Annotated in this window: 21 protein-coding genes and 1 tRNA gene; 21 read left to right on the forward strand and 1 reads right to left on the reverse strand. The window is 72.7% G+C overall.

Annotated elements, in window-relative coordinates; genetic code table 11:
* Positions 1 to 35 precede the first annotated feature (35 nt).
* The 9 genes from manA (at position 36) to AOM02_RS02710 (ending at position 10,384) form a co-directional block, all read left to right on the forward strand.
* Positions 36 to 1,241: a mannose-6-phosphate isomerase, class I gene (gene manA / locus AOM02_RS02670; RefSeq protein WP_228373755.1), complete on the forward strand. Its 1,206-nt coding sequence runs from the start codon at positions 36 to 38 to the stop codon at positions 1,239 to 1,241.
* A 21-nt stretch (positions 1,242 to 1,262) separates the two neighbouring features.
* Positions 1,263 to 2,597, forward strand: coding sequence for a UDP-glucose dehydrogenase family protein (locus AOM02_RS02675; RefSeq protein ID WP_062296387.1), 1,335 nt, complete (start codon positions 1,263 to 1,265; stop codon positions 2,595 to 2,597).
* A 12-nt stretch (positions 2,598 to 2,609) separates the two neighbouring features.
* The gene (locus AOM02_RS02680; RefSeq protein ID WP_062296388.1) at positions 2,610 to 3,290 is read left to right on the forward strand and encodes a metal-dependent transcriptional regulator; all 681 of its coding nucleotides are present in this window, start codon (positions 2,610 to 2,612) and stop codon (positions 3,288 to 3,290) included.
* A 171-nt stretch (positions 3,291 to 3,461) separates the two neighbouring features.
* Positions 3,462 to 4,166, forward strand: a complete 705-nt coding sequence (locus tag AOM02_RS14710; protein ID WP_082099584.1) for a C40 family peptidase — start codon at positions 3,462 to 3,464, stop codon at positions 4,164 to 4,166.
* Positions 4,167 to 4,290: 124 nt separating this feature from the next.
* Positions 4,291 to 5,277, forward strand: coding sequence for an aldo/keto reductase (locus tag AOM02_RS02690; RefSeq protein WP_062296392.1), 987 nt, complete (start codon positions 4,291 to 4,293; stop codon positions 5,275 to 5,277).
* Positions 5,278 to 5,428: 151 nt separating this feature from the next.
* A tRNA-Arg gene (locus AOM02_RS02695) sits at positions 5,429 to 5,504 on the forward strand.
* A 61-nt stretch (positions 5,505 to 5,565) separates the two neighbouring features.
* Positions 5,566 to 7,869: a heavy metal translocating P-type ATPase gene (locus AOM02_RS02700; RefSeq protein ID WP_062296394.1), complete on the forward strand. Its 2,304-nt coding sequence runs from the start codon at positions 5,566 to 5,568 to the stop codon at positions 7,867 to 7,869.
* A 3-nt stretch (positions 7,870 to 7,872) separates the two neighbouring features.
* A complete protein-coding gene (locus AOM02_RS02705) occupies positions 7,873 to 9,039 on the forward strand; it encodes a lycopene cyclase family protein (RefSeq protein WP_062296396.1) in 1,167 nt (388 codons plus the stop codon).
* Positions 9,040 to 9,082: 43 nt separating this feature from the next.
* Positions 9,083 to 10,384: an ROK family transcriptional regulator gene (locus AOM02_RS02710; RefSeq protein ID WP_062296398.1), complete on the forward strand. Its 1,302-nt coding sequence runs from the start codon at positions 9,083 to 9,085 to the stop codon at positions 10,382 to 10,384.
* Positions 10,385 to 10,519: 135 nt separating this feature from the next.
* Here the strand turns inward: AOM02_RS02710 and AOM02_RS02715 are convergent, their stop codons facing one another.
* Positions 10,520 to 11,044: a hypothetical protein gene (locus AOM02_RS02715; protein WP_156156053.1), complete on the reverse strand. Its 525-nt coding sequence runs from the start codon at positions 11,042 to 11,044 to the stop codon at positions 10,520 to 10,522.
* A gap of 307 nt (positions 11,045 to 11,351) precedes the next feature.
* Between AOM02_RS02715 and AOM02_RS02720 the strand changes: the two genes are divergently transcribed.
* From AOM02_RS02720 to AOM02_RS02775, 12 genes are all read left to right on the forward strand, one after another.
* Positions 11,352 to 11,978, forward strand: a complete 627-nt coding sequence (locus tag AOM02_RS02720) for a GntR family transcriptional regulator (RefSeq protein WP_062296403.1) — start codon at positions 11,352 to 11,354, stop codon at positions 11,976 to 11,978.
* A gap of 147 nt (positions 11,979 to 12,125) precedes the next feature.
* Complete coding sequence (locus AOM02_RS02725) at positions 12,126 to 13,142, forward strand: ABC transporter substrate-binding protein (RefSeq protein ID WP_062296405.1); 1,017 nt, start codon at positions 12,126 to 12,128, stop codon at positions 13,140 to 13,142.
* Between the two features lie 114 nt (positions 13,143 to 13,256).
* On the forward strand, positions 13,257 to 14,096 hold the full coding sequence (locus AOM02_RS02730; RefSeq protein ID WP_082099585.1) for an ABC transporter permease: 840 nt from the start codon (positions 13,257 to 13,259) through the stop codon (positions 14,094 to 14,096).
* Positions 14,093 to 14,872, forward strand: a complete 780-nt coding sequence (locus AOM02_RS02735; RefSeq protein WP_062296407.1) for an ABC transporter permease — start codon at positions 14,093 to 14,095, stop codon at positions 14,870 to 14,872. Before AOM02_RS02730 ends, AOM02_RS02735 begins: the two co-directional genes overlap by 4 nt.
* Positions 14,873 to 14,874: 2 nt before the next feature.
* The gene (locus tag AOM02_RS02740; RefSeq protein WP_062296409.1) at positions 14,875 to 15,768 is read left to right on the forward strand and encodes an ABC transporter ATP-binding protein; all 894 of its coding nucleotides are present in this window, start codon (positions 14,875 to 14,877) and stop codon (positions 15,766 to 15,768) included.
* 1 nt (position 15,769) lies between these two features.
* Entirely contained in the window at positions 15,770 to 16,465 is a 696-nt protein-coding gene (locus AOM02_RS02745; protein WP_062296411.1) for a 4-carboxy-4-hydroxy-2-oxoadipate aldolase/oxaloacetate decarboxylase, read from the forward strand.
* Positions 16,462 to 17,544: a PrpF domain-containing protein gene (locus tag AOM02_RS02750; protein ID WP_062296413.1), complete on the forward strand. Its 1,083-nt coding sequence runs from the start codon at positions 16,462 to 16,464 to the stop codon at positions 17,542 to 17,544. The genes AOM02_RS02745 and AOM02_RS02750 overlap by 4 nt, the downstream gene beginning before the upstream one ends.
* On the forward strand, positions 17,541 to 18,434 hold the full coding sequence (locus AOM02_RS02755) for an NAD(P)-dependent oxidoreductase (protein ID WP_062296415.1): 894 nt from the start codon (positions 17,541 to 17,543) through the stop codon (positions 18,432 to 18,434). The genes AOM02_RS02750 and AOM02_RS02755 overlap by 4 nt, the downstream gene beginning before the upstream one ends.
* On the forward strand, positions 18,431 to 19,444 hold the full coding sequence (locus AOM02_RS02760; protein ID WP_062296417.1) for an amidohydrolase family protein: 1,014 nt from the start codon (positions 18,431 to 18,433) through the stop codon (positions 19,442 to 19,444). The genes AOM02_RS02755 and AOM02_RS02760 overlap by 4 nt, the downstream gene beginning before the upstream one ends.
* A gap of 218 nt (positions 19,445 to 19,662) precedes the next feature.
* Positions 19,663 to 21,585: an oxidoreductase gene (locus AOM02_RS02765; protein WP_228373756.1), complete on the forward strand. Its 1,923-nt coding sequence runs from the start codon at positions 19,663 to 19,665 to the stop codon at positions 21,583 to 21,585.
* A gap of 82 nt (positions 21,586 to 21,667) precedes the next feature.
* Complete coding sequence (locus AOM02_RS02770; protein ID WP_062296422.1) at positions 21,668 to 22,963, forward strand: MFS transporter; 1,296 nt, start codon at positions 21,668 to 21,670, stop codon at positions 22,961 to 22,963.
* A 69-nt stretch (positions 22,964 to 23,032) separates the two neighbouring features.
* Entirely contained in the window at positions 23,033 to 24,358 is a 1,326-nt protein-coding gene (locus AOM02_RS02775; protein ID WP_228373757.1) for an MFS transporter, read from the forward strand.
* The last annotated feature ends 74 nt before the right edge of the window (positions 24,359 to 24,432 follow it).

The following is a 24,432-nucleotide window of genomic DNA, read 5'->3' on the forward strand; positions in this document are numbered from 1 at the left end:
CACTGTAGTGGCGGGGTCCTGGCATCATTGCGGGCGTGTATCGCCTTCAGCCTGCCCTTCAGAACTACGCGTGGGGGATGACCGAGGTCCTCGAGGACCTGGTCGGACTCCCGCACTCCGGCGACCCCGTCGCGGAGGCCTGGTGGGGCGCGCACACCTCCGCGCCCGCGCTCGCGATCGCGGCGCACCACGACGGCGCGGACGAGGCGGGCCTCCACGCGGGCGACGCGCTGCCGCTCGACGAGCTGATCTCGCGCATCCCCGAGACGATGCTCGGCCCGGACCTCGCCGGCCGCTGGGAGCGCCTGCCGTACCTCCTCAAGGTGCTCGCGATCGCGAAGCCGCTGTCTCTGCAGGTGCACCCCACGCTCGACCAGGCCGAGGCCGGCTACAAGGACGAGGACCAGCGCGGCGTCCCCGCGGACGCGCCCACCCGAACCTTCAAGGACCGCTCGCACAAGCCCGAGATGATCGTCGCGCTCACGCCGATGACGCTGCTCGCCGGCTTCCGTCCCGCGAACGCCGTCGCGCAGGACCTCGTGTGGCTCGGCCAGCCCTGCACGCGCCGCTGGGCGGAGGAGCTCGCCAACGCCACCGAGCCCACGGTCGCGCTCGGCCAGTACATCCAGAAGGTGCTGCGCGACCCCGAGGCCCCCGCGGCGCTCGAGGCGCTCGTCGAGGTCGGCGGCCGCTCCGGCGTGCCCGAGTCGCTCGCCGTCGCCTCCGCCGCGGCCCTCGAGTTCCCCGGCGACCCGGGCGCGCTCGTCGCGATCGCCCTCAACGTCGTGCGCCTGACCCCGGGCCAGGCGTGCTTCACCACCGCGGGCGTCATCCACTCGTACCAGTCGGGCGTCGGCGTCGAGATCATGGCGAACTCCGACAACGTCGTGCGCGCGGGCCTCACGCCCAAGCCGGTCGACATCGACCTGCTCGTCGCGCTCACCGACGGCACGCCGACCCCGCCCCCGCGGGTGATCACCGAGCGCGACGGCGCGGTCACGCGCTTCCCCACGCCCGTCGACGAGTTCGCGCTGTCGATGGTCGAGCGAGGCTCCGCGGCCTTCGAGCCCGGCCCGCGCATCGTCCTCGCCGTGGACGGCACCGCGGCGGTCCACGGCGAGCGGGGCAGCGTGTCGCTGGCGCGCGGCGAGGCCGTGTTCGTGCCGCACGGCGACGGGCGTCTCATGGTCGATGCGGTGGGGTCGACCTTCGTGGTCGAAGTGCCTACGTCGGGGTCGTAGCGAGCCACTACCCTGGGGGCCATGTCTCTTCGCATCTCCGTTTTCGGTACCGGTTATCTGGGGGCCACGCACGCGGCCGGTATGGCGGAGCTCGGTCATGAGGTCATCGGTGTCGATATCGACCCGGCCAAGATCGAGCGCCTGCAGCGCGGCGAGGTCCCCTTCTACGAGCCCGGGCTGCCCGAGCTCCTTCGCAAGCACGTCGAGTCGGGCCGGTTGCGGTTCACGACGGACGCGGCCGAGGCGGCCGAGTTCGCCGACGTCCACTTCATCGGGGTGGGCACGCCGCAGAAGAAGGGCTCGTATGCGGCGGACATGACGTTCGTCGACTCCGTGATCGAGACCCTGGCGCCGCTGATCACGCGTCCCGCGGTGATCCTGGGCAAGTCGACGGTGCCGGTGGGCACCGCGGCGCGTCTGGCGGCGCGGGTGCGGGAGCTGTCTCCGGTGGGTGAGGACGCGCAGCTGGGCTGGAACCCGGAGTTCCTGCGCGAGGGCTTCGCGGTCGAGGACACGCTGCGGCCCGATCGTCTGGTGATCGGTGTGGACAAGGACCGTCCGGGCCGCATCGAGGAGGTCGCGCGCGAGTGCTACGCCGACGCGATCTCCCGCGACACGCCGTTCCTGGTGACGGACCTGGCGACCGCGGAGCTGGTCAAGGTGTCCGCGAACGCGTTCCTGGCGACGAAGATCTCGTTCATCAACGCGATCGCGGAGGTGTGCGAGGCCACCGGTGCCGATGTCGTGGAGCTGGCGGACGCGATCGGTCACGATGCGCGCATCGGCCGCAAGTTCCTGGGCGCCGGTCTGGGCTTCGGTGGCGGCTGCCTGCCCAAGGACATCCGTGCGTTCATGGCGCGTGCGGGCGAGCTGGGTGTGGATCAGGCGTTGACGTTCCTGCGTGAGGTCGACGACGTGAACCTGCGTCGTCGTCAGCATGTGATCGGCCTGGTCGAGGGCGAGCTGGACGGCCGCCTCAAGGGCGGCAAGGTCGCGGTGCTGGGTGCGGCGTTCAAGCCCGAGTCGGACGACATCCGTGACTCGCCGGCGCTGGACGTGGCGGGCCGTCTGCACCTCGAGGGTGCGGACGTGCGGGTCTTCGACCCCGAGGCGATGGCCAACGCCGCGCAGATGTGGCCGACCCTGACGTTCGCCGAGAGCGCCGCGGACGCGGTCAAGGACGCCGAGGTCGTGGTGGTCGCCACGGAGTGGAAGGAGTTCCGCTCGCTGGACCCCCACGCCGTCGCGGAGCTCGTGGCGAACAAGGTGATCGTCGACGGGCGCAACTGCCTGCCCGCCGAGCAGTGGATCGACGCCGGCTGGCGCTACATCGGACTGGGACGCCACGCGTCCTGAACGGAGCTCGTCATGACGGACCTCATCGACACGACGGAGATGTACCTCCGCACCATCTACGAGCTGATCGAGGACGGCGTCACGCCCATGCGCGCGCGCCTCGCGGAGCACCTGGGCCACGCCGGCCCGACGGTCTCGCAGACGATCGCGCGGATGGAGCGGGACGGGCTCGTCGTCGTGACGGAGGACCGCCACCTCGAGCTCACGGCCGAGGGCGAGGCGCTCGCGATGCGGGTGATGCGCAAGCACCGCCTCGCGGAGCGCCTCCTCACGGACGTCATCGGCCTGGACCTCGCGCACGTCCACGACGAGGCCTGCCGGTGGGAGCACGTGATGAGCGAGCGCGTCGAGCGGCGCCTCCTCGAGGTGCTCGACACCCCCACCGTGTCGCCCTACGGCAACCCCATCCCCGGCCTCGCGGAGCTGGGGGTCGAGGACGCCGCCCCCGCCCCCGAGGAGCGCCGTCTGACGGACCTCGCGGACGCCGGTGTGGCGCACGTCACAGTCACCCGCATCGGGGAGCACCCCCAGGCGGACCTGCAGCTGCTCGGCGAGATGGTCGAGAACGGTGTGCTGCCAGGCGCGACGGTAGGGCTCTCGGGGGGTCCCGAGACGGTCGAGATCACGGTCGGCGGCCGTAGGGGAGTGCTGGGCAAAGATCAGGCGCGCCACATCTTCGGCTTGCCTTCCTAGGGAACTTTGATAAATTTTCGATAACAACGAACGGCCACGACGGCATGGAGACCTCCTCCACGGCGCCCCGACCAAGACGAAACGCTCGAAGATGACGCGAGCGCTGAGGGTGCAGAAACATCGACGCGCACGGGGCGCGGAAGGAACGAAAACACATTGAAGTACGGATACATGCGCGCCAAGACGCGCGCGGTGGCCGCGGCCACGGGTGCAGCACTCGTGGTCGTCCCCCTCACAGGAGCCGCCGCTGCAGCCTTGGTCACCGATGAGTCCGCCGACTCCGGTGCCCGCCTCGACGCCGCGGCCTACACGGCCTACAGCAATGACATCGCGGACATCCCCGAGGTCACCACGGCCTCGAAGAAGAAGGACGCGTACACGATCGACACCCCGACGGTGAAGGTCAAGGTGCCGCCGCCGCCGGAGCCCGAGCCGGAGCCCGTCGTCGTCGAGGACACCACCTCGTACGAGTCGACGACCAGCACCGCGACCACCGTGTCGAGCGTCGAGACCACCACCACTCCCTCGGCCGACGTCCAGGCCGCGATCTCCGGCTCCGCCGTGATCGCCGAGGCCTCGAAGTACGTGGGCGTGCCCTACGTCTCGGGCGGCTCCACGCCGTCGGGCTTCGACTGCTCGGGCTTCGTGTCCTACGTCTACGGCCAGCTCGGCATCTCGCTGCCGCGCTCCTCGGGCTCGTACTACTCGGTGGGCACCCGCGTGTCGACGCCGCAGCCGGGCGACATCATCGTCACCCCGGGCCACGTGGCGATCTACGCCGGCCCGAACCTGCAGATCGACGCCGCGACGCCTGGCACCACCATCCAGTTCCGCGCGATCTGGCAGACCGGCCAGGTCTACGTCCGCGTCACCTGATCGCATCCGCGTCGCGAGGGCCGTCACCGCAAGGTGGCGGCCCTCGCTGCGTCTCCGGGCGGCTCGCGCTCCCCAGGCCGCCGCATCGTCCTTCCGCACCTCTCGGCGCCGCTACGGTGGAACCATGAGGACGACGATGGTGCCGAACCTGGGACGTGAGATCTCGCTGGTGGGTCTGGGGACCTGGCAGCTGGGTGGCGATTGGGCCACCGTGGGCGACGAGGCCGCGCAGGAGGTGCTCACCGCCTCGGCGGACGCCGGCACGCGCCTGTTCGACACGGCGGACGTGTACGGCGACGGCCGCTCGGAGAAGGCGATCGGCCGGTTCCTGGCCGGGCGCGACGACCGCGACGACTTCGTGGTCTTCACCAAGATGGGCCGCCGCGCGACCCCGCACGAGGACAGCGCGTACACGCTCGACAACTTCCGCCGGTGGACGGACCGCTCGCGCGAGAACCTCGGTGTCGAGACCCTTGACCTCGTGCAGCTGCACTGCCCGCCCTCGTCGGTGTACGAGCAGCAGCGCGTCTACGACGACCTCCGCACGCTGCAGCAGGACGGCGCGATCGCGCGCTGGGGTGTCTCGGTGGAGCTCGTGGACGAGGCCCTCGCGGCGCTCGAGCAGCCCGACCTCGCGACCATCCAGATCATCGTGAACATCTTCCGCCGCAAGCCTCTCGAGCGCGTGCTGCCGCTGGCCGCCGAGCGGGGCGTGGGCATCATCGCGCGCCTGCCGCTCGCGTCGGGGCTGCTGTCGGGCAAGTACGACGAGCACACCACGTTCGCGCCCGAGGACCACCGCACGTGGAACCGTGACGGGTCGAAGATGAACATCGGCGAGACGTTCTCCGGGATCCCGTTCGAGGTGGGCGTCCAGGCCGCGCGCGAGGTCGCCGCGCTGACCCCCGAGGGCTGGACCACGGCGCAGATGGCGCTCGGCTGGCTCGCGCAGGTGGGCGTCGCGACGATGATCCCCGGCGCGTCCAAGGTGTCGCAGGCGCAGTCCAACGCGGCCGCCGCGGACTTCCCCGAGCTCCCCGCGGAGACCATGGACCGGCTCGAGCAGATCTACGAGACGTACTGCCGGGAGCACGTGCACGAGGTGTTCTGAGCGCGAATGCACCGTCAGCGGTACGGCTGAGACCCGGGGCCCCCGAAAACGCACCGTCAGCGGTATCGCTGGCGCGGGTTGGGCTTCCGGCGGCACGATCCGCGGGTCGCCCCGCGCGCAGCCGGTACCCTGGTCCGCGTATCCCACGCTCGCGCCTGTAGCTCAGTGGATAGAGCACCGCTCTCCTAAAGCGGGTGTCGCCAGTTCGAATCTGGCCAGGCGCACCATCGGGTCGGGTTCCGACCATCGTCCCACCCGCGCCCGCCGCGCGAGGCATAACGTGGTGACATGGTCGGGACGGTCCGGCGCCATCTCGAGATGATCGTGCTGGTCGTCTCGGGCCTCCTGCTGGCCGGCGGCGCCGTCGCCTGGTGGACCTCCGCCCCCGACGCCGCGTCCGCGCTGTGGATCGCCGGCACCGTCCTCGGCCTCCTCTACATCCTCCCCGCCACGGTCGCGGCCGCGATCCACCGCCGCCCGACGGTCGACGTGATCGCCGTGCTCGCGCTCGCCGGCGCCCTGTGGGTCGACGAACCCCTCGCCGGCGCGATCATCACCCTCATGCTCGCCACGGGCCAGGTGCTCGAGGCCCGCGCCGCCGCGCGCGCCCGCCGCGAGCTCAGCCTCCTCACCGAGCGCGCGCCCCGCACCGCGCGCCGCCTCACCGCCGACGGCATCGAGGAGGTGCCGGTGGACGATGCGGCGATCGGGGACCACCTGCTGGTCCGCCCGGGCGAGGTGGTCCCGGTGGACGGGCGCCTCACGGCCGCCGCGACGTTCGACGAGTCGGCGCTCACGGGCGAGTCCGTGCTCGTCGAGCGCGCCGCGGGCGAGGACGTCCGCTCCGGCGTGGTCAACGCCGGCTCCCCGGTCGAGATCGTCACGACGACCACCGCCGCCACCTCCACCTACGCCGCGCTGGTGCGGCTGGTCGAGGAGGCGCAGGCGACCTCGGCGCCGTTCGTGCGCACCGCCGACCGCTGGGCCATCGCCTTCGTCCCGCTCACCCTCGCGCTCGCGGGCGCGGCGTGGTGGGTGTCCGGCGACCCCGTTCGCGCCGTCGCAGTGCTCGTGGTGGCGACGCCGTGCCCGTTGCTGCTCGCCGCGCCCATCGCGATCGTGTCGGGACTGTCGCGCGCGGCCCGGCTCGGCGTCGTCGTGAAGGGCGGGGGAGCGCTCGAGCGGCTCGCGGTGGGCCGGGCGATGGTGGTCGACAAGACCGGCACGCTCACCCGCGGCCGCCCCGAGGTGAGCGACCTGGTCCCCGCCGAGGGAGGCGACGCGGACGACGCGCTGCGCCTCGCCGCGTCGCTCGACCAGCTGTCGGCGCACGTGCTCGCCGGACCGATCGTCGAGGCCGCCCTCGCGCGCGGCCTCACCCTCACCATGCCGGAGGCGCCCGAGGAGGTCCACGGCCAGGGCGTCGCGGGCACCGTCGACGGCTGCCGCGTGCGCGTGGGCCGGCCGTCGTGGATCACCGGTCCCGAGCCCGACCGGTGGGCGCGCCAGGTGCGTCGCCGCGCCGACCTCGACGGCTCCATGAGCGTCCTCGTCGAGGTCGACGGGGAGCCGGCCGCCGCGATCCTGCTGCACGACCCCGTCCGCCCAGACGCGCCCCGCATGATCCGGGCGCTGCGCGCGGCGGGCGTCAGCCGCATCGTCCTCGCGACGGGCGACCGGGCGGACGTGGCCCAGATGGTCGGCCGCGTGGTCGGCGTCGACGAGGTGCTCGCCGAGTGCACGCCCGAGGACAAGCTCGCCGCGCTGGCCCTCGCGCGCGAGCACGGCACCACGGTGATGGTCGGCGACGGCATCAACGACGCGCCCGCGCTCGCGGCCGCCGACGTGGGTGTGGCACTCGCCGCCCGCGGCGCCACCGCATCGTCCGAGGCCGCCGACGTGGTGCTCACGGTCGACCGCGTCGAGGCGCTCGCGGACGCCATGCGGGTCGCCCGCCGCTCGCGCCGGATCGCGCTGCAGGCGGTGTCGGTCGGGATGGGGCTGTCGCTCGTCGCGATGATCGCCGCGGCGATGGGCTACCTCGCGCCCACGGTGGGCGCGGCGCTGCAGGAGGTCATCGACCTGCTCGCGATCCTCATCGCGCTGCGCGCGGTGCTGCCGGGGCGCGACCGTGCCCCCGCGCTGTCGGAGGTCGACCGCGCCACGCTCGCGGCCCTGCGCGAGCAGCACGACGGCCTCTCGCCGCTCGTCGAGCGGGTGGCCTCCGTCGCGGACCGGCTCACGAGCACGGCCCCCGACCTCGCGCCCGCGCGCGACCTCCTCGACGCGCTCGAGACGGAGCTCGTCCCGCACGAGCGGGCCGACGAGGAGCGGCTGGTCCCGCTCGTGGCCCGCGCGCTGGGAAGCCACGACGCGGTCGCCGCGCTCAGCCGCTCGCACGCCGAGATCGAGCACCAGGTGGTGCGGCTGCGCCGGCTGCTCGACGCCGTCGGCGAGGGCCCGGACGCCGCCGGCCCCGAGGACGTGGTCGAGCTGCGCCGGCTGCTCTACGGCCTCTACGCCGTGCTGCGCCTCCACAACGCGCAGGAGGACGAGGACGCGTTCAGCCTCATCCCTGCGCACGGCGGCTGACCCGTGCCGGGCCGCGCGACGGTCGACGCCGTCATCGTGGGCGGGGGTGCCGCGGGCCTGTCGCTCGCCGCGCACCTCGCGGCCGCCGGCTGGGGCGACGACGTCGTGCTTCTCGACGACGGAGCGCAGCCCCTCGAGGACCGCTCGTGGGCGTGGTGGAGCACCGGCGGCGGGCTGCTCGACGGCGCGGCGTCGACGGCGCTCGGCGCGGCGGACGTCGCGGGCGAGGGCTGGTCGCGACGGCTCGACCTCGGCCCGTACGCCTACCGCGTCGCCACGGGACCGGCGCTCGCGGAGGCCGCCACCCGGCTCGTCGCGTCGCGGCCCGGCTACCGGCGGCTGCGCGGCACCGCGCGCACCCTGGCGGTGGACGATGCGGGGGTCCAGGTCGCGTACGAGGACCCGGACGGCCGGGCGCGCGCGGTGCGCGCCCGCTGGGTCTTCGACTCGGTGGGGCCCGGCGCGGCGGCACCCGTCCCCGACCCGGACGCCCGGTTGGACCTCCTGGGCCTGCACGTCGAGACGGACCGCGACGCCTTCGACCCCGGCGCGGTCACGCTCATGGACTTCCGCACCGGCCAGGAGGACGGGCTCGCCTTCGTGTACGTGCTGCCGACGTCCGCGCGGACGGCGCTGGTCGAGCGGACCGTCTACGCGGCACCCGAGGCGCCCGCGATCCCGCACGACCCCCACCTCTCGGCCTACCTCCGCGACGTCCTGCGCGTGGGCGGGCACCGGATCGTCGCGCGCGAGGAGGGCACAATCCCGCTGCGCGTGCGCCCGCCGGCGGCGCCCGAGGGCCCGGTCGTCCCGATCGGCGCGCGCGCCGGGATGATCAAGGCCTCCACGGGCTACGCGTTCGGCCGGATCCAGCGCCACAGCGCCGCGATCGCGGCCGCGCTCGCGGCGGGACGCTACCCGGGCCGGGCGGCGGTGCATCGTCGCTGGCCGCGCACGCAGGACGCCGCGCTCCTGCGCGTCGCGCGCGCCGACCCCGCCGAGGCGCGCGCCTTCCTCGAGACGCTGCTCCGACGCAACCCCGCGCCGCGCATCCTGGCCTTCTTCGACGAGGACCTCCCGCCTCGCGAGCACCTGCGCCTGTACGCCACGCTGCCGCTGCTGCGCTTCGGCCTCGCGTGCGCCTCCGCATCGTCCCGACGCCCCCGGTAGCGGCGGCCCGGGACGCATCCCGGCGCGCGTAACCTTGCTCACCATGGGGACGGTGCCTGGGGCCGGCCGCGACGCCGCGGCGCGCCCCGTCGCGCGCCTGACCGGCGAGGCCGCGGCGGACCCGTCGTCGCTGCGCTCGCACAACCTGGGCATCGTGATGCGGCTGCTGCGCGACCACGGCACGCTCACCCGCAAGGACATCGAGCACGCGACCGGCATGGTGCCCGCCTCGGTCACGAACCTCGTCGCCGACCTGCACGACCGCGGCCTCGTGCGCGACGTGCGCGGCGGCGGCAGCGAGGCGCGCCGGCGCGGCCGCCCGCGCGTCATGGTCGAGGCCGTCCCGGACCGCTGCCTCGCGCTCGCGGTCCGCATCGAGCGCACGCGCGTCACCGGCGAGCTGCACTCGAGCGCGGGACTGCTGCTCGACTCGTCGTCGCGCGGCGTCACGCTCGCGTGGGGCCAGCCGGGCGACGTCGCGCACGCGATCGCGGAGCTGGTCGAGCGCGCCCAGCAGCGCGCCGCCGAGCACGGCGCGGTGCTGTTCGCGTGCGTCGTGACGATGCCGGGCCCGGTGGGCAGCGACAACCGCATCGCGGACACGGCCGAGTTCGGCTGGGGACACCTGGGCCTGGTCGACCTCATCCACGCGGCGGGTGTGCCTGCCGATGTGAGAGTCGAGGTCGTCAACGACGCCAACGCGGCCGCGCTCGCGGAGCACTCGGCGCTGCCGATGCCGCGCCCGGGGGTGATGCTCTATGTCGAGGGCTCGGTGGCGTTCGGCGTCGGCGGCGGCGTCATCGCGGACGGGCGGATCCTCACCGGCGGCCGCGGCTACGGCGGCGAGCTCGGGCACGTCACGGTCGACTGGCGCGGACGCTCGTGCGTGTGCGGTGCGAACGGCTGCCTGTCGGCGTACCTGGGCCCCGAGGCGCTGCTCACCTCCGCCCGCCTCATGGACCTCGCGCAGATGGCGGGCCGGCAGGCCGCGATGGACGAGCTGCGCGCCCGCCTGGACCGCGGCGAGAAGCGGGCCGTGGACGTGGCGCTGCGCGCGGGCGACATCCTCGGCGCCGCCGTGCGATCCGTCTACGACGTGGTCAACCCCACCGAGCTGGTCCTCGGCGGCTACCTCGCGGGCATGCGCCGCTGGCTCGAGCCGGGCATCCAGATGCAGCTCGCGCCGCGCACCGAGCGTCTCGCGCCCCTGACGATCGAGTCCGGCCGGCTGGGCCGTCGCGCGGGCCTGGTCGGCGCCGCGCGCCACGGCCTCACCCCGATGTTCGACGACCCGACCGTCGTGCCCGCCGCGCGCCGGGACGATGCGGTGGCCGAGGGGGCCTGAGCGGCCCCCATCGTCGCCGTGCATCTCTCCACACAGCGGGCTCGGAATCGTGCCCTCGTCGGGCATGTGCCCGTTCACATCCTGCGGTTCGTGTGGAGGAGTGCTCCACCTGTGTGGAGAGGCGCACGGGTGGGGTCAGGCCGCGGTGAGGCGGGCGAGGCGCATATTGACGCCGTCCCACAGGCAGGTCTGCATCCACAGGCCGCCCGCGAGCACCGACGCCGGCGTGTACTTGGGCACCGTGAGCAGCTGCGTGATCTCGTACTCGCCCGCGGCGTAGCCGGTGAGCGTGACCGCATCGCCGACCTCGAGGTCGAGCACCACGTCGCCGCCGCAGTGGTTGTGCGCGGACACGACGTCGCCCGCGACGAAGTCCTCGAATACCCAGCCGGCGCACAGGTCGAGCGCCTCCTGGTGGCCGGTGAGCCGCACGTCGAACGCATAGCCGGGGTCGGGTGCGGGCGCCTCCGTGACGTCGACGTCGGGGGTGTCGACGTCGAAGTCCGCGTCGTGGGCCGCGGAGATGGGTCCGACGCCGCTCGTCGCGGCCGGGATCGAGTCGTGGAGCGGGTTGAGGGTCTCGGCGGCCGCCGCCGGGACGATGCCGGCGGCGGCGAGGAGGGTGAGGGCGGCGAGCAGCGGCACGCGGGTTCGGGGCACGGGTCAGGCCTTCCGTCGGGGGGTGCACGACGCCTCAGCACCGTCGGCGGAGTCCAACAATTGTCACAAATCGGACACGGAACGGCATCGTTTTATTCCCTCAGGCGACGATCGCCCCGACACTCCGAACGGAGCTGGTCCCGACACGCGGGCCGGATCGGGGCGCGGCGCCTGGTATCCCCGGCGTGTCGCGGCGAACTCCGTGCGTGGTGTCCGGAAGATGCGCGTTCGCGGAGTATTGTCGACAATATTGTCGATCGCATGGGGTGGCAGCGTCGCCGCCCCACGCTCACGGGAGGAGGGTCCCATGGCTGCGGACACACGGGTGCTCGAGGACCTGAGGGCCGCCATCCTGCGCGGTGAGTTCGCGCCGCGCCAGCGCCTCGTCGAGGCCGAGCTGTGCGAGCAGTTCGACGCGAGCCGCTTCTCCGTCCGCGCCGCCCTCCAGGCGCTCGAGGCCGACGGCCTGGTCGAGCGTCAGCGCAACGTGGGCGCCCGCATCCGCGAGATCGGCATCGAGGAGGCGGTCGAGATCAGCGAGGTCCGCCAGGTGGTCGAGGGCCTCATCGCGCGCCGCGCCGCCGAGCGTGCGAACGATGCGGAGGCCGAGGGGCTCGCGGCGATCGGCCGGGAGATGCACGCGGCCGTCGCGGCCGGCGAGGTAGCGGAGTACAGCGACCTCAACGCGCGCCTCCACGCGTCGCTCCGGGAGATCGCCCGTCACGAGAAGGCGAACGACATCATCGCCCGCCTCCACGGCCAGATGGTGCGGCACCAGTTCGCGCTGTCGCGCCAGCCCGGCCGCTCCAAGGTCTCGGTATGGCAGCACCAGGCCATCATCGACGCCGTGGTCGCGCGCGACGGCGACGCCGCCGAGGCGGCGATGCGCGCCCACATCGCCTCGGTGATCGAGGCGCTGCGCGCCATCCGCTAGGGGCTCGGCCAAGGTCGCGCCGCGCGACTCGGTCGGCGTCGTGACACAAACGTTGCCAATATCGGCTACAAGATTGTCGACAATCCTGTTAGCGTGGGGGGTGCCACGTCCTCAAAGAAGAGGGCGCGGGTCTCAAGGAGGAGCCCCATGCACGTTCAGTCCCTGTCGGTCCGCATGAGGACCGCGCTCGGAGCGGTGGCCGCCATCGGCGTCCTCGCGCTCACCGCCTGCAGCTCGGATGGGGGTGGCACCGGCAGCAGCGAGTCGGCGGAGCCCATGGAGTCCGAGACCGGCGGTGCGATGATGGAGACCGTCGACGTCACGGTCGGTCTCATCCCCATCCTCGATGTGGCGCCGATCTATCTCGGCGTCGAGCAGGGCTTCTTCGAGGAGGAGGGGCTCAACCTCAAGCTCGAGCTTGCCCAGGGCGGCTCGTTCATCATCCCCTCGGTCAGCCAGGGCGACTATCAGTTCGGGTTCAGCAACGCCACCTCGCTGATCCTCGGAACTGCCAACGGTGTGGGCCTCGAGGCCGTCGGTCCCGGCGCATCGACCAACGGCACCGAGGAGGACATGGCTGCGGTGCTCACCACGGCCGACTCCGGCATCGCGACCGCGAAGGACCTGGAGGGCAAGAAGGTCGGCGTCAACGCGCTCGCCAACGTCAACACCGCCACCATCAACCAGATGGTGCGCGACGACGGCGGCGACCCCACGAAGGTCACGTTCGTCGAGCTGCCGTTCCCGGACATCGTCCCCGCGATCGTGTCGGGAGACATCGACGCAGGCCAGGTGGTCGAGCCCTTCCGCACGGCCGGCGTGAACCAGGACCTCGTGAGCATCGGCTCCAACTTCCTCGCGATGAGCCCGACGTTCATGATCGCCGAGTACTTCACCTCGTCCGACTACGCGGCCGAGAGCCCCGAGGTGGTCGCGGGCTTCGAGGCGGCGCTCGCCAAGTCGTTCGCGTACGCCACCGAGAACCCTGATGAGGTCCGCGCGATCGTGCTGACCTACACGCAGATGGATGAGGAGACTGCGAACGCCGTGCGGCTGCCGGGCTGGCCGACCGAGATCGACGCCGCATCGATCGATCTGCAGGCCGAGCTCGCGGTGAAGGACGGGATGCTCACCGACATCCCGGACCTGTCCAACCTCAAGTAGCGGGACCGGGGCCGCGGCATCCCCGGCCGCGGCCCCGGGCTCCCGCCCGCCGGCATCGTCCGGCTCCCACCCCTCATCCCACCCGACGGTCCGCCGTCGAATCGGAGGCCTTCCGTGTCCTCGACCCCAGCCACGCTGGCACCGCCCGCCCGGTCGCGGGCCGCCAACCGCTCCCGAAGGCTGCGTCGCAGCCGTGATCTCTGGCTCGGTGTCACGGGCGTCATCCTCGTCCTCGTGGGAGCCGAGACGCTGTCCCGCACCGGCATCGTCAACCCTGATTTCCTCCCGCCCGTCACCGAGATGTACGCGGCCCTGTTCGCCATGCTCGGCGAGGGCTGGTTCTGGGAGGCGCTGTGGCTCACGGTGCGCGGCTGGGCGATCGGTCTCGCCGCGGCCATGGCTCTCGGCATCGTGGTCGGCTTCGTCATCGGCTCGATCCCGTTCCTCAGGAAGTTCACCAGCTCCACCATCGAGTTCCTGCGTCCGATCCCCTCGGTGGCGCTCATCCCGCTGGTCATCCTCATCTTCGGCACCAGGCCCCAGTCCGCGTTCGTGCTCGTGCTCTACGCGGCCTTCTGGCAGGTGCTGGTCCAGGTCCTCTACGGCGTGGCAGACGTGGACCCGGTGGCCCGTGACACCGCGCGTTCCTATCAGTTCGGGCCGATCCGGATCGCACGGTCCGTCATCTACCCCACGGCGCTGCCGTACATCATGACCGCCTTCAAGCTCGGGGCTGCGGTGGCCCTCATCCTCGAGATCACCGCCGAGCTGGTGATCGGCGTGGATGGGCTGGGCCGCGAGCTCGGCATCGCGCAGAGCTCCGGGGCGGTGCCGGAGACGTACGCGCTGGTCATCGTCATCGGCCTCATCGGCGTGGCCGTCAACCTGCTCGCACGGTTCGTCGAGCGCAAGGCCCTCTGGTGGCACCCCTCGGTGAGGAGCGAGCAGTCATGACAAGGTTCCTCAAGGCGACGGGCTACGCGCTCGGCCTCCCCGCGATCCTGCTGACAGCCTGGTGGTTCGGCTCGGCGAACTCCACCAACCCGTTCTGGCCGCCGCTGCAGACCATCCTCGAGACGTTCCCCACCACGTGGACCTGGGACCGGATCGTCGGCGACGTGTTCCCGTCGCTCGCCCGCCTCGGCATCGGCTTCGGCATCGCCGTGGTTCTCGGCGTCGCGCTCGGCACCGCGATCGGCCTGTCGCCCACGCTCCGCGCCCTCTCCGAGCCGGTCCTCGAGTTCTTCCGCGCGATCCCTCCGCCGGTGCTGGTGCCGATCATCGCGCTGTTCGCCGGCTACACCGGCTGGCTCGGCAAGATCGTCACCATCGCCCTTGGCTGCCTCTGGCCCATCCTGCTCAACACGGTCGAAGGCGTACGTGGCCTCGAGCCCGTGCTCGGGGACACCGCCAAGAGCTATCACTTGAGCCCGTGGCGCCGCCTGGTCTTCGTGATCCTGCCCGGTGCGAGCCCGCGCATCTTCGCAGGCGCCCGCCAGTCCCTGTCCATCGGCGTGATCCTCATGGTGATCTCGGAGCTCTTCGGGGCCAACCGCGGCCTCGGCGCCGCGATCGTCCAGTTCCAGCGGAGCTTCGCCATCCCCCAGATGTGGACCGGCGTGATCGTGCTCGGTCTCATCGGAGTCCTGCTCGCGACCGTGTTCAAGATCGTCGAGAACCGCATGCTCGCCTGGTACGTCGGGCAGCGTCAGATCGAACGAGGAGTGTGACCATGTCCATCACCACCCTGCTCTCGGGCCGCACCGCGAAGGCCCCTGCGGCTGCGACCACGGACGTGGCGCTCGACCTTCGCAACGTGCAGAAGACCTACGACACCCCTGGGCGTCCCCAGGTCGAGGCGATCCGTCACCTCGACTTCGGCATCCGCCGCGGCGAGCTCGTCTGCGTGGTCGGCCCCTCGGGCGCCGGCAAGACCACGCTGCTGCGCTCGATCGCGGGCCTGCTCGAGCTCACCTCCGGCGAGGTGGTGCTCGACGGCGAGGTCGTCGTCGGCCCGCCGGAGGGCATGGCCGTCGTCTTCCAGGAGTACGGCCGCAGCCTGTTCCCGTGGATGACCGTGCGTCAGAACATCGAGCTGCCGCTCAAGGAGAAAGGCATCGCCAAGGCCGAGCGGCGCGCGAAGGTCGACCGGGCGCTCGAGGAGGTGGGGCTCACCGAGGCCTCCGAGCAGCACCCCTGGCAGCTCTCGGGAGGCATGCAGCAGCGCGTCGCGATCGCCCGCGCGATCGCCTTCCAGCCGTCGGTCCTGCTGATGGACGAGCCGTTCGCCGCGGTCGACGCGCAGACCCGCGCGGAGCTCGAGGACCTCGTGCGGAAGCTGTGGAAGGACCTCGGCGTCACGGTGCTGTTCGTCACCCACGACATCGACGAGGCCGTCTACCTGGGCGAGCGCGTGATCGTGCTGTCGAACCGGCCCACGGTGCTGATGGAGGACGTGCGGGTCAACCTGCCCGCCGACCGCGACCAGCTCACCACCCGCTCGGACCCGCACTTCGGCGAGCTGCGCGGGCACGTGTACGAGCTCATCCAGCGCGCCAAGCGCGGCGACCGGCCGGACGCCCCGGCCGCCCCGCCCGCCGCCGCATCGTCCCCCGAGGAGGCCTGACGTGGAGACCGTGATCCTCACCGACCCGCCGCGCCCGCCCCGCGAGACGGTCGAGGCGTTCTCGACGATCGGCGTCGCGACCGTGCACGAGGCGATGGGGCGCACGCGGTCGATCTCCGCGCTGCGTCCCATCCAGCAGGGCACGCGTGTCGCGGGCACCGCGGTCACGGTGATGAGCTGGCCCGGCGACAACCTCATGATCCACGCCGCGATCGAGCAGTGCGGTCCCGGCGACATCCTCGTCGTCACCACCCGCGAGCCGTCCTCGCACGGCATGTTCGGCGAGCTGTTCGCGACCGGACTCCAGCGCCGCGGCGTGGTGGGCGCGATCATCGACGCGGGCGTGCGCGACACCCAGGAGCTGCGCGACATGGGATTCCCGGTGTGGGCGCGCCACATCAACGTCATGGGCACCGTCAAGAGCACGCCCGGCGCGATCAACGTGCCGATCGTCGTCGGTGGCCAGGTCATCGACGCGGGCGACATCGTGGTCGCCGACGACGACGGGCTCGTCGTGGTGCCCCGCCAGGAGGCGGACGATGCGCTGGTGAAGTCCCGCGCGCGCCTGGACAAGGAGGAGGCGACGCGGCAGGCGTTCGTCGGCGGCGAGCTGGGCCTCGACCGCTACGGCATGCGGCCGGTGCTCGCGGACCTGGGCGTCACGTACCGGCGGCACCCGGAGGCGGACCCCGCATGACCGGCATCCCCTGCGCGCTCATGCGCGGCGGCACCTCCAAGGGAGGGATCTTCCTCGCGGAGGACCTGCCCGCGGATCCCGCCGCGCGCGACGACCTGCTGCTGCGGATCATGGGCAGCCCCGACCTCCGTCAGATCGACGGGCTCGGCGGCGCGCACCCGCTCACCAGCAAGGTCGGCGTGGTGAGCCGCGCGGGGGACGATGCGGCGGACATCGACTACCTGTTCCTCCAGGTCGCGGTGGACAAGCCGGTCGTGTCGACCTCGCAGACGTGCGGCAACATCCTCGCGGCCGTGGCGCCGTTCGCGATCGAGCGGGGCCTCGTGCCCGCGCGCGACGGCGCGACCGTGGTGCGGGTGCGCATGGTCAACACCGGCACCGTCGCGGCGCTGACCGTGCGGACGCCGGGCGGCGAGGTCACGTACGACGGCGACGCCGAGATCTCCGGGGTCCCCGGGACGGCCGCGCCGGTGGAGGTCGCGGTCGAGCCCGCGGCGGGTGCGCTGCTGCCCACCGGCAACCCGGTCGACCGCATCGCCGGGGTGGACGCGACGCTCATCGACAACGGCATGAAGTCCGTGCTCGTGCGTGCGGCGGACCTCGGCATCGTGGGCGACGAGGACCCGGCCGCGCTCGAGGCGGACCCCGAGGTGGTGCGACGCGTGGCCGAGATCCGCGAGGCGGCCTTCCCGCTCATGGGCATCGACGGCACGCCCGAGTCCACCACCACGCCGAAGATCGTGCTGCTCTCCGCGCCGGCGGAGGGGGGCGCGATCCGCACCCGCAGCTTCATCCCGTTCCGCGTGCACGAGGCCATCGGCGTGCTCGGCGCGGCCTCCATCGCCGCGGGCCTCCGCGTGGCGGGGACGGTCGCCGACGGCCTCGCGGTGCTCCCGCCGGACGGGGCGCCGCTGCGCGTCGAGCACCCCACCGGCTTCCTCGACCTGCACGTGGACCCCGTCCCCGGCGATCCGGGCGCGGTGGGGGAGACCCGCGTGATCCGCACCGCCCGCATGATCATGGACGGGCGCGTGCACCCGCGCAGCGCATCGGTGCCCGTCGCGAAGGAGCCGTCATGATGATGCCCAAGGTCGCCCTGATCGGGCTCGGAGAGGTGGGGCGGGTCTTCGTCGAGGACCTGCGCGGCGCGGGGCTCGCCGACATCACCGCGTGGGACTCGGCCTTCGCCGACCCGGGCAGCAAGGCCTCGCATCACGCGCGTGTGCTCGCGCTCACCCCCGCGGCGAGCGCCGCCGAGGCGGTCGCGGGCGCGGACCTCGTCGTGTCCGCGGTGACCGCGATGAACTGCGTGCCCGCCGCATCGTCCGTCGCCCCGGCGATCGCGCCCGGCGCCTGGTACCTCGACCTCAACTCGAGCTCGCCGGGCCACAAGCATGAGGCGGCCGCGCAGGTGCACACGGCCGGCGGCCGCTACGTCGAGGCGGCCCTGATGTCGCCGATCGAGCCGCGCCGGCTCGCGTCGCCGTTCATCCTCGGCGGCCCGCATGCGGAGCGCTTCGCCGAGGCGGCGGGCCGCTTCGGGATCACCGCCGCCACGGTCGGATCGGAGGAGATCGGCGTGGCCGCGGCCACCAAGCTGTGCCGTTCGGTCGTGGTGAAGGGGCTCGAGGCGCTGCTGTCGGAGTCGCTGCTCGCCGCCCGCCACTACGGCGTGGACCGCGAGGTCATCGCGTCGCTGTCCAACATCCTCCCCGAGGCCGACTGGGAGGCGATCGCCGGCTACTTCATGTCGCGCTCGCTCCAGCACGGCGGGCGCCGTGCGGAGGAGATGGAGGAGGCCGCCCAGACCGTGGCCGAGGCCGGCATCACGCCATGGATGGCGTCGGCGACGGTCGAGCGGCAGCGGTGGGCCGCGCAGTTCGGCGAGGTGCTGCCGCAGGAGACCACCCCCGCGCTCGTCGATGCCATCAGGCTCGCGGCGGGGCTGTACGAGGAGGGTGACGGATGATCATCGACTGCCACGGCCACTACACGACCGCGCCGGCCTCGCACGCCGCGTGGCGCGAGGCGCAGCTCGCCGCGTGGAAGGCGGGCGAGGCCGCCCCGGCGTACCCCGAGATCTCCGACGACGAGATCCGGGAGACCATCGAGTCGAACCAGCTGCGGCTCATCCGCGAGCGGGGCGCCGACGTCACGATCTTCTCGCCGCGCGCCTCCGTCATGGGCCACCACCAGGGTGACCTGTCGACCTCGATCGCGTGGTCCGAGGCGTGCAACACCCTCATCGCGCGCGTGGTCGACCTGTTTCCCGGCGTCTTCGCACCCGTGTGCCAGCTCCCGCAGTCGCCGGGCGAGGGCCTCGAGGCGTCGATCGCCGAGCTCGACCGCTGCGTGGGGATGGGGTTCATCGGCTGCAACGTCAACCCGGACCCGTCCGGCGGCCACTGGACCGCGCCGCCGCTGACCGACCGCTACTGGTACCCCCTGTGGGAGCGCATGGTCGAGCACGACGTGCCCGGCATGATCCACGTATCCGCGTCCGCCAACCCAGCCTTCCATGCGACCGGCGCGCACTACATGAACGCGGACACCACGGCGTTCATGCAGCTGCTCCAGGGCGACCTGTTCGCCGACTTCCCGACCCTGCGGCTGGTCATCCCGCATGGCGGGGGAGCGGTGCCGTACCACTGGGGCCGCTACCGCGGGCTCGCCGACATGCTGAAGCAGCCGCCGGTCTCCGAGCACCTCATGGGCAACGTCTTCTTCGACACGTGCGTCTACCACCAGCCAGGCATCGACCTGCTGACGAAGGTGATCCCGACGGAGAACATCCTGTTCGGGTCCGAGATGGTGGGCGCGGTGCGCGGCATCGACCCGGAGACGGGTCAGTACTTCGACGACACCAAGCGCTACATCGACGCCGCCGCGCTCACCGATGCGCAGCGCGAGGCGATCTACGCGGGCAACGCGATGCGGGTGTACCCGCGCCTCGCGGCGGCCCTGGAGGTCACCCCGTAGCGCCTCTCCACACAGCGCGGCTCGGAATCCTCCGTTCCGATGCAACCTCCGGCAGGGAACGGGGGTCGCTGGTGGACAGATGCACTTCTTGTGTGGAGAGGCGCACGGCGGGGCGCGGAGGGACGATGCGGCGGTGACCTTGGTCCCTCGCTGACGTGAACTATTGATCATATGTTCATTAGCGTCATCGACGACCACCCATCCCCCAGGAGTCACCCGTGCCCGCCACCGCCTTCAGCCACGTCCTCGAGCCCGTCTCGCTCGGCAGCCTGCAGCTGCGCAACCGCGTCATCATGGTCCCGATGGGGACCGAGATGGGCGACCACGAGGGCCACCTCACCGACCGCGAGGTCGCGTACTACGCCGAGCGCGCCAAGGGCGCGGGCCTCGTGTGCACCGGCATCAACGCGGTCACCGACGACTACGAGGTCATCAACGAGGGGCTCGGTCGCGTCGACACCGACGCCGCGATCCCCGGCCTGACCAAGCTCGCCGAGGCGTTCCACGCCCGCGGCGGCGCCGTGTCCGTCCAGCTCACCGCCGGCCTGGGCCGCAACATCAACAACATCGACCCCGAGCGGCTGCCGATCTCGGCGTCCGACAACCCGCACTGGCTCGACCCGAGCGTCCGGTGCCGCCCGCTCGAGACCCACGAGATCAAGGTCATCGTGCAGCGCTTCAAGGAGGCGGCGGCGCGCTGCGCCGTCGCCGGGATCGACGCGATCGACATCCACGGCCACACGGGCTACGTCATCGACCAGTTCCTGTCGCCGGTGTGGAACCGCCGCACCGACGAGTACGGCGGCTCGGTCGAGAACCGCTGCCGCTTCGCCGCGGAGATCATCGCGGCCGTCAAGGAGGGCGCCCCGGGCCTGCCCGTGAGCTTCCGCCTGTCCGTCGACCACCACTTCGAGGGCGGGCGCACCCCGGCCGAGTCGGTCGAGATCGCGCGGCAGCTCGAGGCCGCGGGCCTCGACCTGCTGATGATCGACGAGGGCTCGTACGAGGCCATGGACTACGTCTTCCCGCCGTACTACCTGGGCGACAACTGCATGATGGGCTCCGTCAAGATGTTCAAGGACGCGCTCACCATCCCCGTCCTCGGCTGCGGCAACCTCACGCCCGAGCGCGCCGAGTCCGCGATCGCGAACGGCGAGATGGACTTCGCCGGCATCGGCCGCGCCCTCATCGCGGACCCGGAGTGGGCCGCCAAGCTCGCCGAGGGCCGTCGCGAGGACATCCGCCCCTGCATCCGCTGCAACCAGCTGTGCGTGGGCAACGCGTTCGTCGGCAAGCCGCTCGGCTGCGCGGTCAACCCGACCGTCGGCCTCGAGCGCGAGCGCGTCCTCACGCCCGCCGCGGCCCCCAAGCGCGTCGCGATCGTGGGCGCCGGACCGGCCGGCCTCGAGGCGGCGCGCGTCGCCGCCCTGCGCGGCCACACGGTGGACGTGTACGAGAAGGGCGAGCAGCTGGGCGGCGTGCTGTGGCCCGCCGCGACCCCCGACTTCAAGAAGGAGCTGCGCTCCATGATCTTCTGGTGGGAGCGCCAGCTGAAGGACCTGCCGGTGACCGTCCACCTCGGCACCGAGATCACCGCCGACTCGCCCGAGCTCGACTCCGCCGACGCCATCATCGTGGCCGTCGGCACCGAGCCTGTCGCGCCCCCGATCCCGGGCCTCGACGGCGACAACGTGGTCGAGGTCATCGACGCCCACCTGGGCGCCTCCCTCGGCCACCGCATGGTGGTCTGCGGCGGCGGCCTCTCGGGCGCCGACTTCGCGCTCGAGATGCAGGAGAAGGGCCACGACGTCACCGTCGTCGAGATGGCCGACGGCATCGCCCCCGACCTGCTGATGATCAACCGCATCACGCTGCTCCGCGACCTCGCCGAGGCCGGCGTCACGCTGCTCACCGGCCACCGCGTGGTCGAGGTCAACGCCGCCGGCGTCAAGGTCGACGGCCCCGACGGCCCCGTCCAGATAGCGGCGGACACGGTGGTGAGCGCGTTCGGCGTGCGCCCCGCGACCGCGCTCGTCGAGGCGCTCCAGGCGCGCGGCGCCGTCGCCGTCGGCGACTGCGTCAAGCCCGCTAAGGTGGGCGACGCGATCAACGCCGGCTTCGAGGCGGCCTTCGCGCTGTAGGGACGATGCGCGGTCACGGGGGCCGCCCGGGCAGGGGGATACTGGCCGGGCGGGCCCGTCCGCCCGCGTCCCCGGAGGCACCATGAGCGAGAGCGTGCGCGCGCCCCGCATGGCGTGGGCCGTGTACGGCGCGGCGGTCGTCGCGTACTTCGTCGCGATCGTCAACCGCACGGCGCTCGGCGTCGCGGGCGTCGAGGCGAGCGAGCGGTTCGGGCTCGAGGCGACCGGTCTCGCGATGCTGTCGGTCACGCAGGTCGCCGCGTACGCCCTGCTGCAGATCCCCGCCGGGCGGCTCATGGACCGCTACGGCGCGCGCATCGTCATGACGGCCGGCCTGCTCGTGATGGCGGCCGGCCAGACGATGCTCGCGTTCACCCACGACGTGCCCCTCGCCCTCGTCGCGCGCGTGCTCATCGGCGCGGGCGACGCGCCCATCTTCATCGGCGCCAACCGGCTCATCGCGCTGTGGTTCCCGCCGCGTCGTGTGCCGATGCTGGTGCAGACCACCGGCCTCATCGGCCAGGCGGGCCAGCTGGCGAGCGCGATCCCCGTCGCCGCGCTGCTGCACGCCGCGGGCTGGTCGGTCACGTTCTCGGTGATCGCGGCCGCGAGCGTCGCGGTCGGCATCGCGGCGGGGCTCGGCCTGCGCACCCCGCCCGGCGACGGCGGCATCGCGATCGGCGAGCGCATGTGGACCGCCGTGCGCGGCACGGCCGGCACCGCGGGCACGCGCCTGGGCTTCTGGGCGCACTTCGTGACGCTGTTTCCCGTCAACACGCTGGCGCTGCTGTGGGGCGTGCCCTACTTCGTGACCGCGCAGGAGAAGACGCCCGCGCAGGCCAGCCTGCTGCTCACGTGCCTCACCTTCTCCGCCATGGCCGGCGGCCCGCTGATCGGCTGGTTCACCGGCCGCCATCCGCTGCGGCGCAGCTGGCTCGTGCTCGGCTCCGCCGCGCTGACCTTCGCCGCCTTCGCGACCCTGCTCGCCTTCGACACCCCGCGGCCGATGTGGCAGCTCGCGCTCTTCACCCTCGCGATCGGGCTCGGCGGCCCCGCGTCCGCGGTCGGCTTCGACTTCGCACGCACGTTCTCCGAGCGCCACCGGCTGGGCACCGCGAGCGGCTTCGTCAACGTCGGCGGCTTCTCCGCGACCATCCTCGCGGTGCTGCTCGTGGGCCTCGTGCTGCAGCTCGTGTCCGCGCCGGGCGCGACGGTCTACACGCTCGACGAGTACCGGATCGCGTTCGGCGTGCTCGCGGTGCCGTGGGCGGTCGGCGTCGCCGGCGTGATCGGCTCGCGCCGCCTGGCACGTCGCGACATGGCGGCCGGCGGGGTCGTGGTGCCGCCGCTGCGCGAGGCGCTGCGCCGCCGTCGCTGAACCTGGGTCCGAGGTCCGACGCGCGGGGACCGGTCGCGCCGTACCGTGAGGCGACCCTCGGAGGGACCCGTGACCCAGCCGCCCGCGCCCACGATGCGCGCCCGCGCGCCCCGGGCGGCCTGGCTCGTGCTGATCTCCGGCATGGCGCTGTACTTCGTGGCGATCGTCAACCGCACCGCGCTCGGCGTCGCCGGCGTCGCGGCGCTCGACCGCTTCGGCATCGAGGCCGCGTGGCTGTCGATCCTCGCGATCGCGCAGGTCGCGACCTACGCGGCGCTGCAGCTGCCCGCGGGCGCGCTGCTCGACCGCTGGGGCGCGCGCCGGCTCATGATCGGCGGCGCGCTGCTGATGGCGGCCGGCACCGCGCTGCTCGCCGTCACCACGAGCCTGCCGCTCGCGATCCTCGCGCGCGTGCTCATCGGGGCGGGCGACGCCCCCATCTTCATCTCCGCGTGCCGGCTCATCCCGCTGTGGTTCCCGCCTCGCCGCGTGCCGGTGCTCGTGCAGGTCACGGGCCTCGTGGGGCAGGCCGGCCAGCTCGCGACCTCCATCCCCGTCGCGTGGCTGCTGCGCGACCTCGGGTGGAGCGCCACGTTCGCGGTGCTCGGCGCGGCCACCCTTGCCGTCGCCGCGCTCGCGTTCCGGGGAATCCGGGTGCCGCCCGCCGACCCCGGGACGCGCACCGTCGCCGCCCCCGCATCGTCCCTGCGCGAGTCCATCCGCGTCGCCTCGCGCCCGGCGGGCACGCGTCTGGGCTTCTGGACGCACTTCCTGTCGCTGTGCTCGGCCAACACGGTCGCGCTGCTGTGGGGCGTGCCGTTCTTCGTCTCCACCCAGGGCCTGTCGCTGGCCGAGGCGAGCGCGCTGCTCATGGTCATCACTCTCACCAAGATGGCCGCGGGCCCGCTCGCTGGCTCCTTCACCGCGCGCCATCCGCTGCGCCGCAGCTGGCTGGTGATCGGCTCCGCCATCGCGACGGCTGCCGCGTGGGTCGCGATCCTCGCGCCGTCCACGCCGCGCCCGGTGTGGGAGCTCGGCGTGCTCATGGCGGTGATCGGCGCGGGCGGCCCCGTGTCCCTCATCGCGCTCGACTACGCGCGCACCTTCGGCCCCGAGGAGGCGATGGGCACCGCGACCGGCTTCGTGAACGTCGGCGGCTTCGTGTCGACCATCCTCGGCATCGTGCTCGTGGGCGTCACGCTGCAGGTGGTCTCGCCCGACGGCGCCGCGACCTACACGCTCGACGAATACCGGATCGCGTTCGCGACGCTGCTCATCCCGTGGGTCATGGGGATGGCCGGGGTGCTGCGCAACCGCCGCCTCGCGCGCGCCGACATGGCCGCCGCCGGCGTCGTGGTGCCGCCGCTGCGCGAGGCGCTCAGAAGGCTCCGATAAGGGACGATGGTGACGTTCACATCGCGGGTTTGACGGGGGGCCACCCGTGGTCCCACAATCCTCACAACAGTGCG

This window comes from Demequina maris (genome assembly GCF_000971155.1).
GTDB classification, from domain to species: Bacteria; Actinomycetota; Actinomycetes; order Actinomycetales; family Demequinaceae; genus Demequina; species Demequina maris.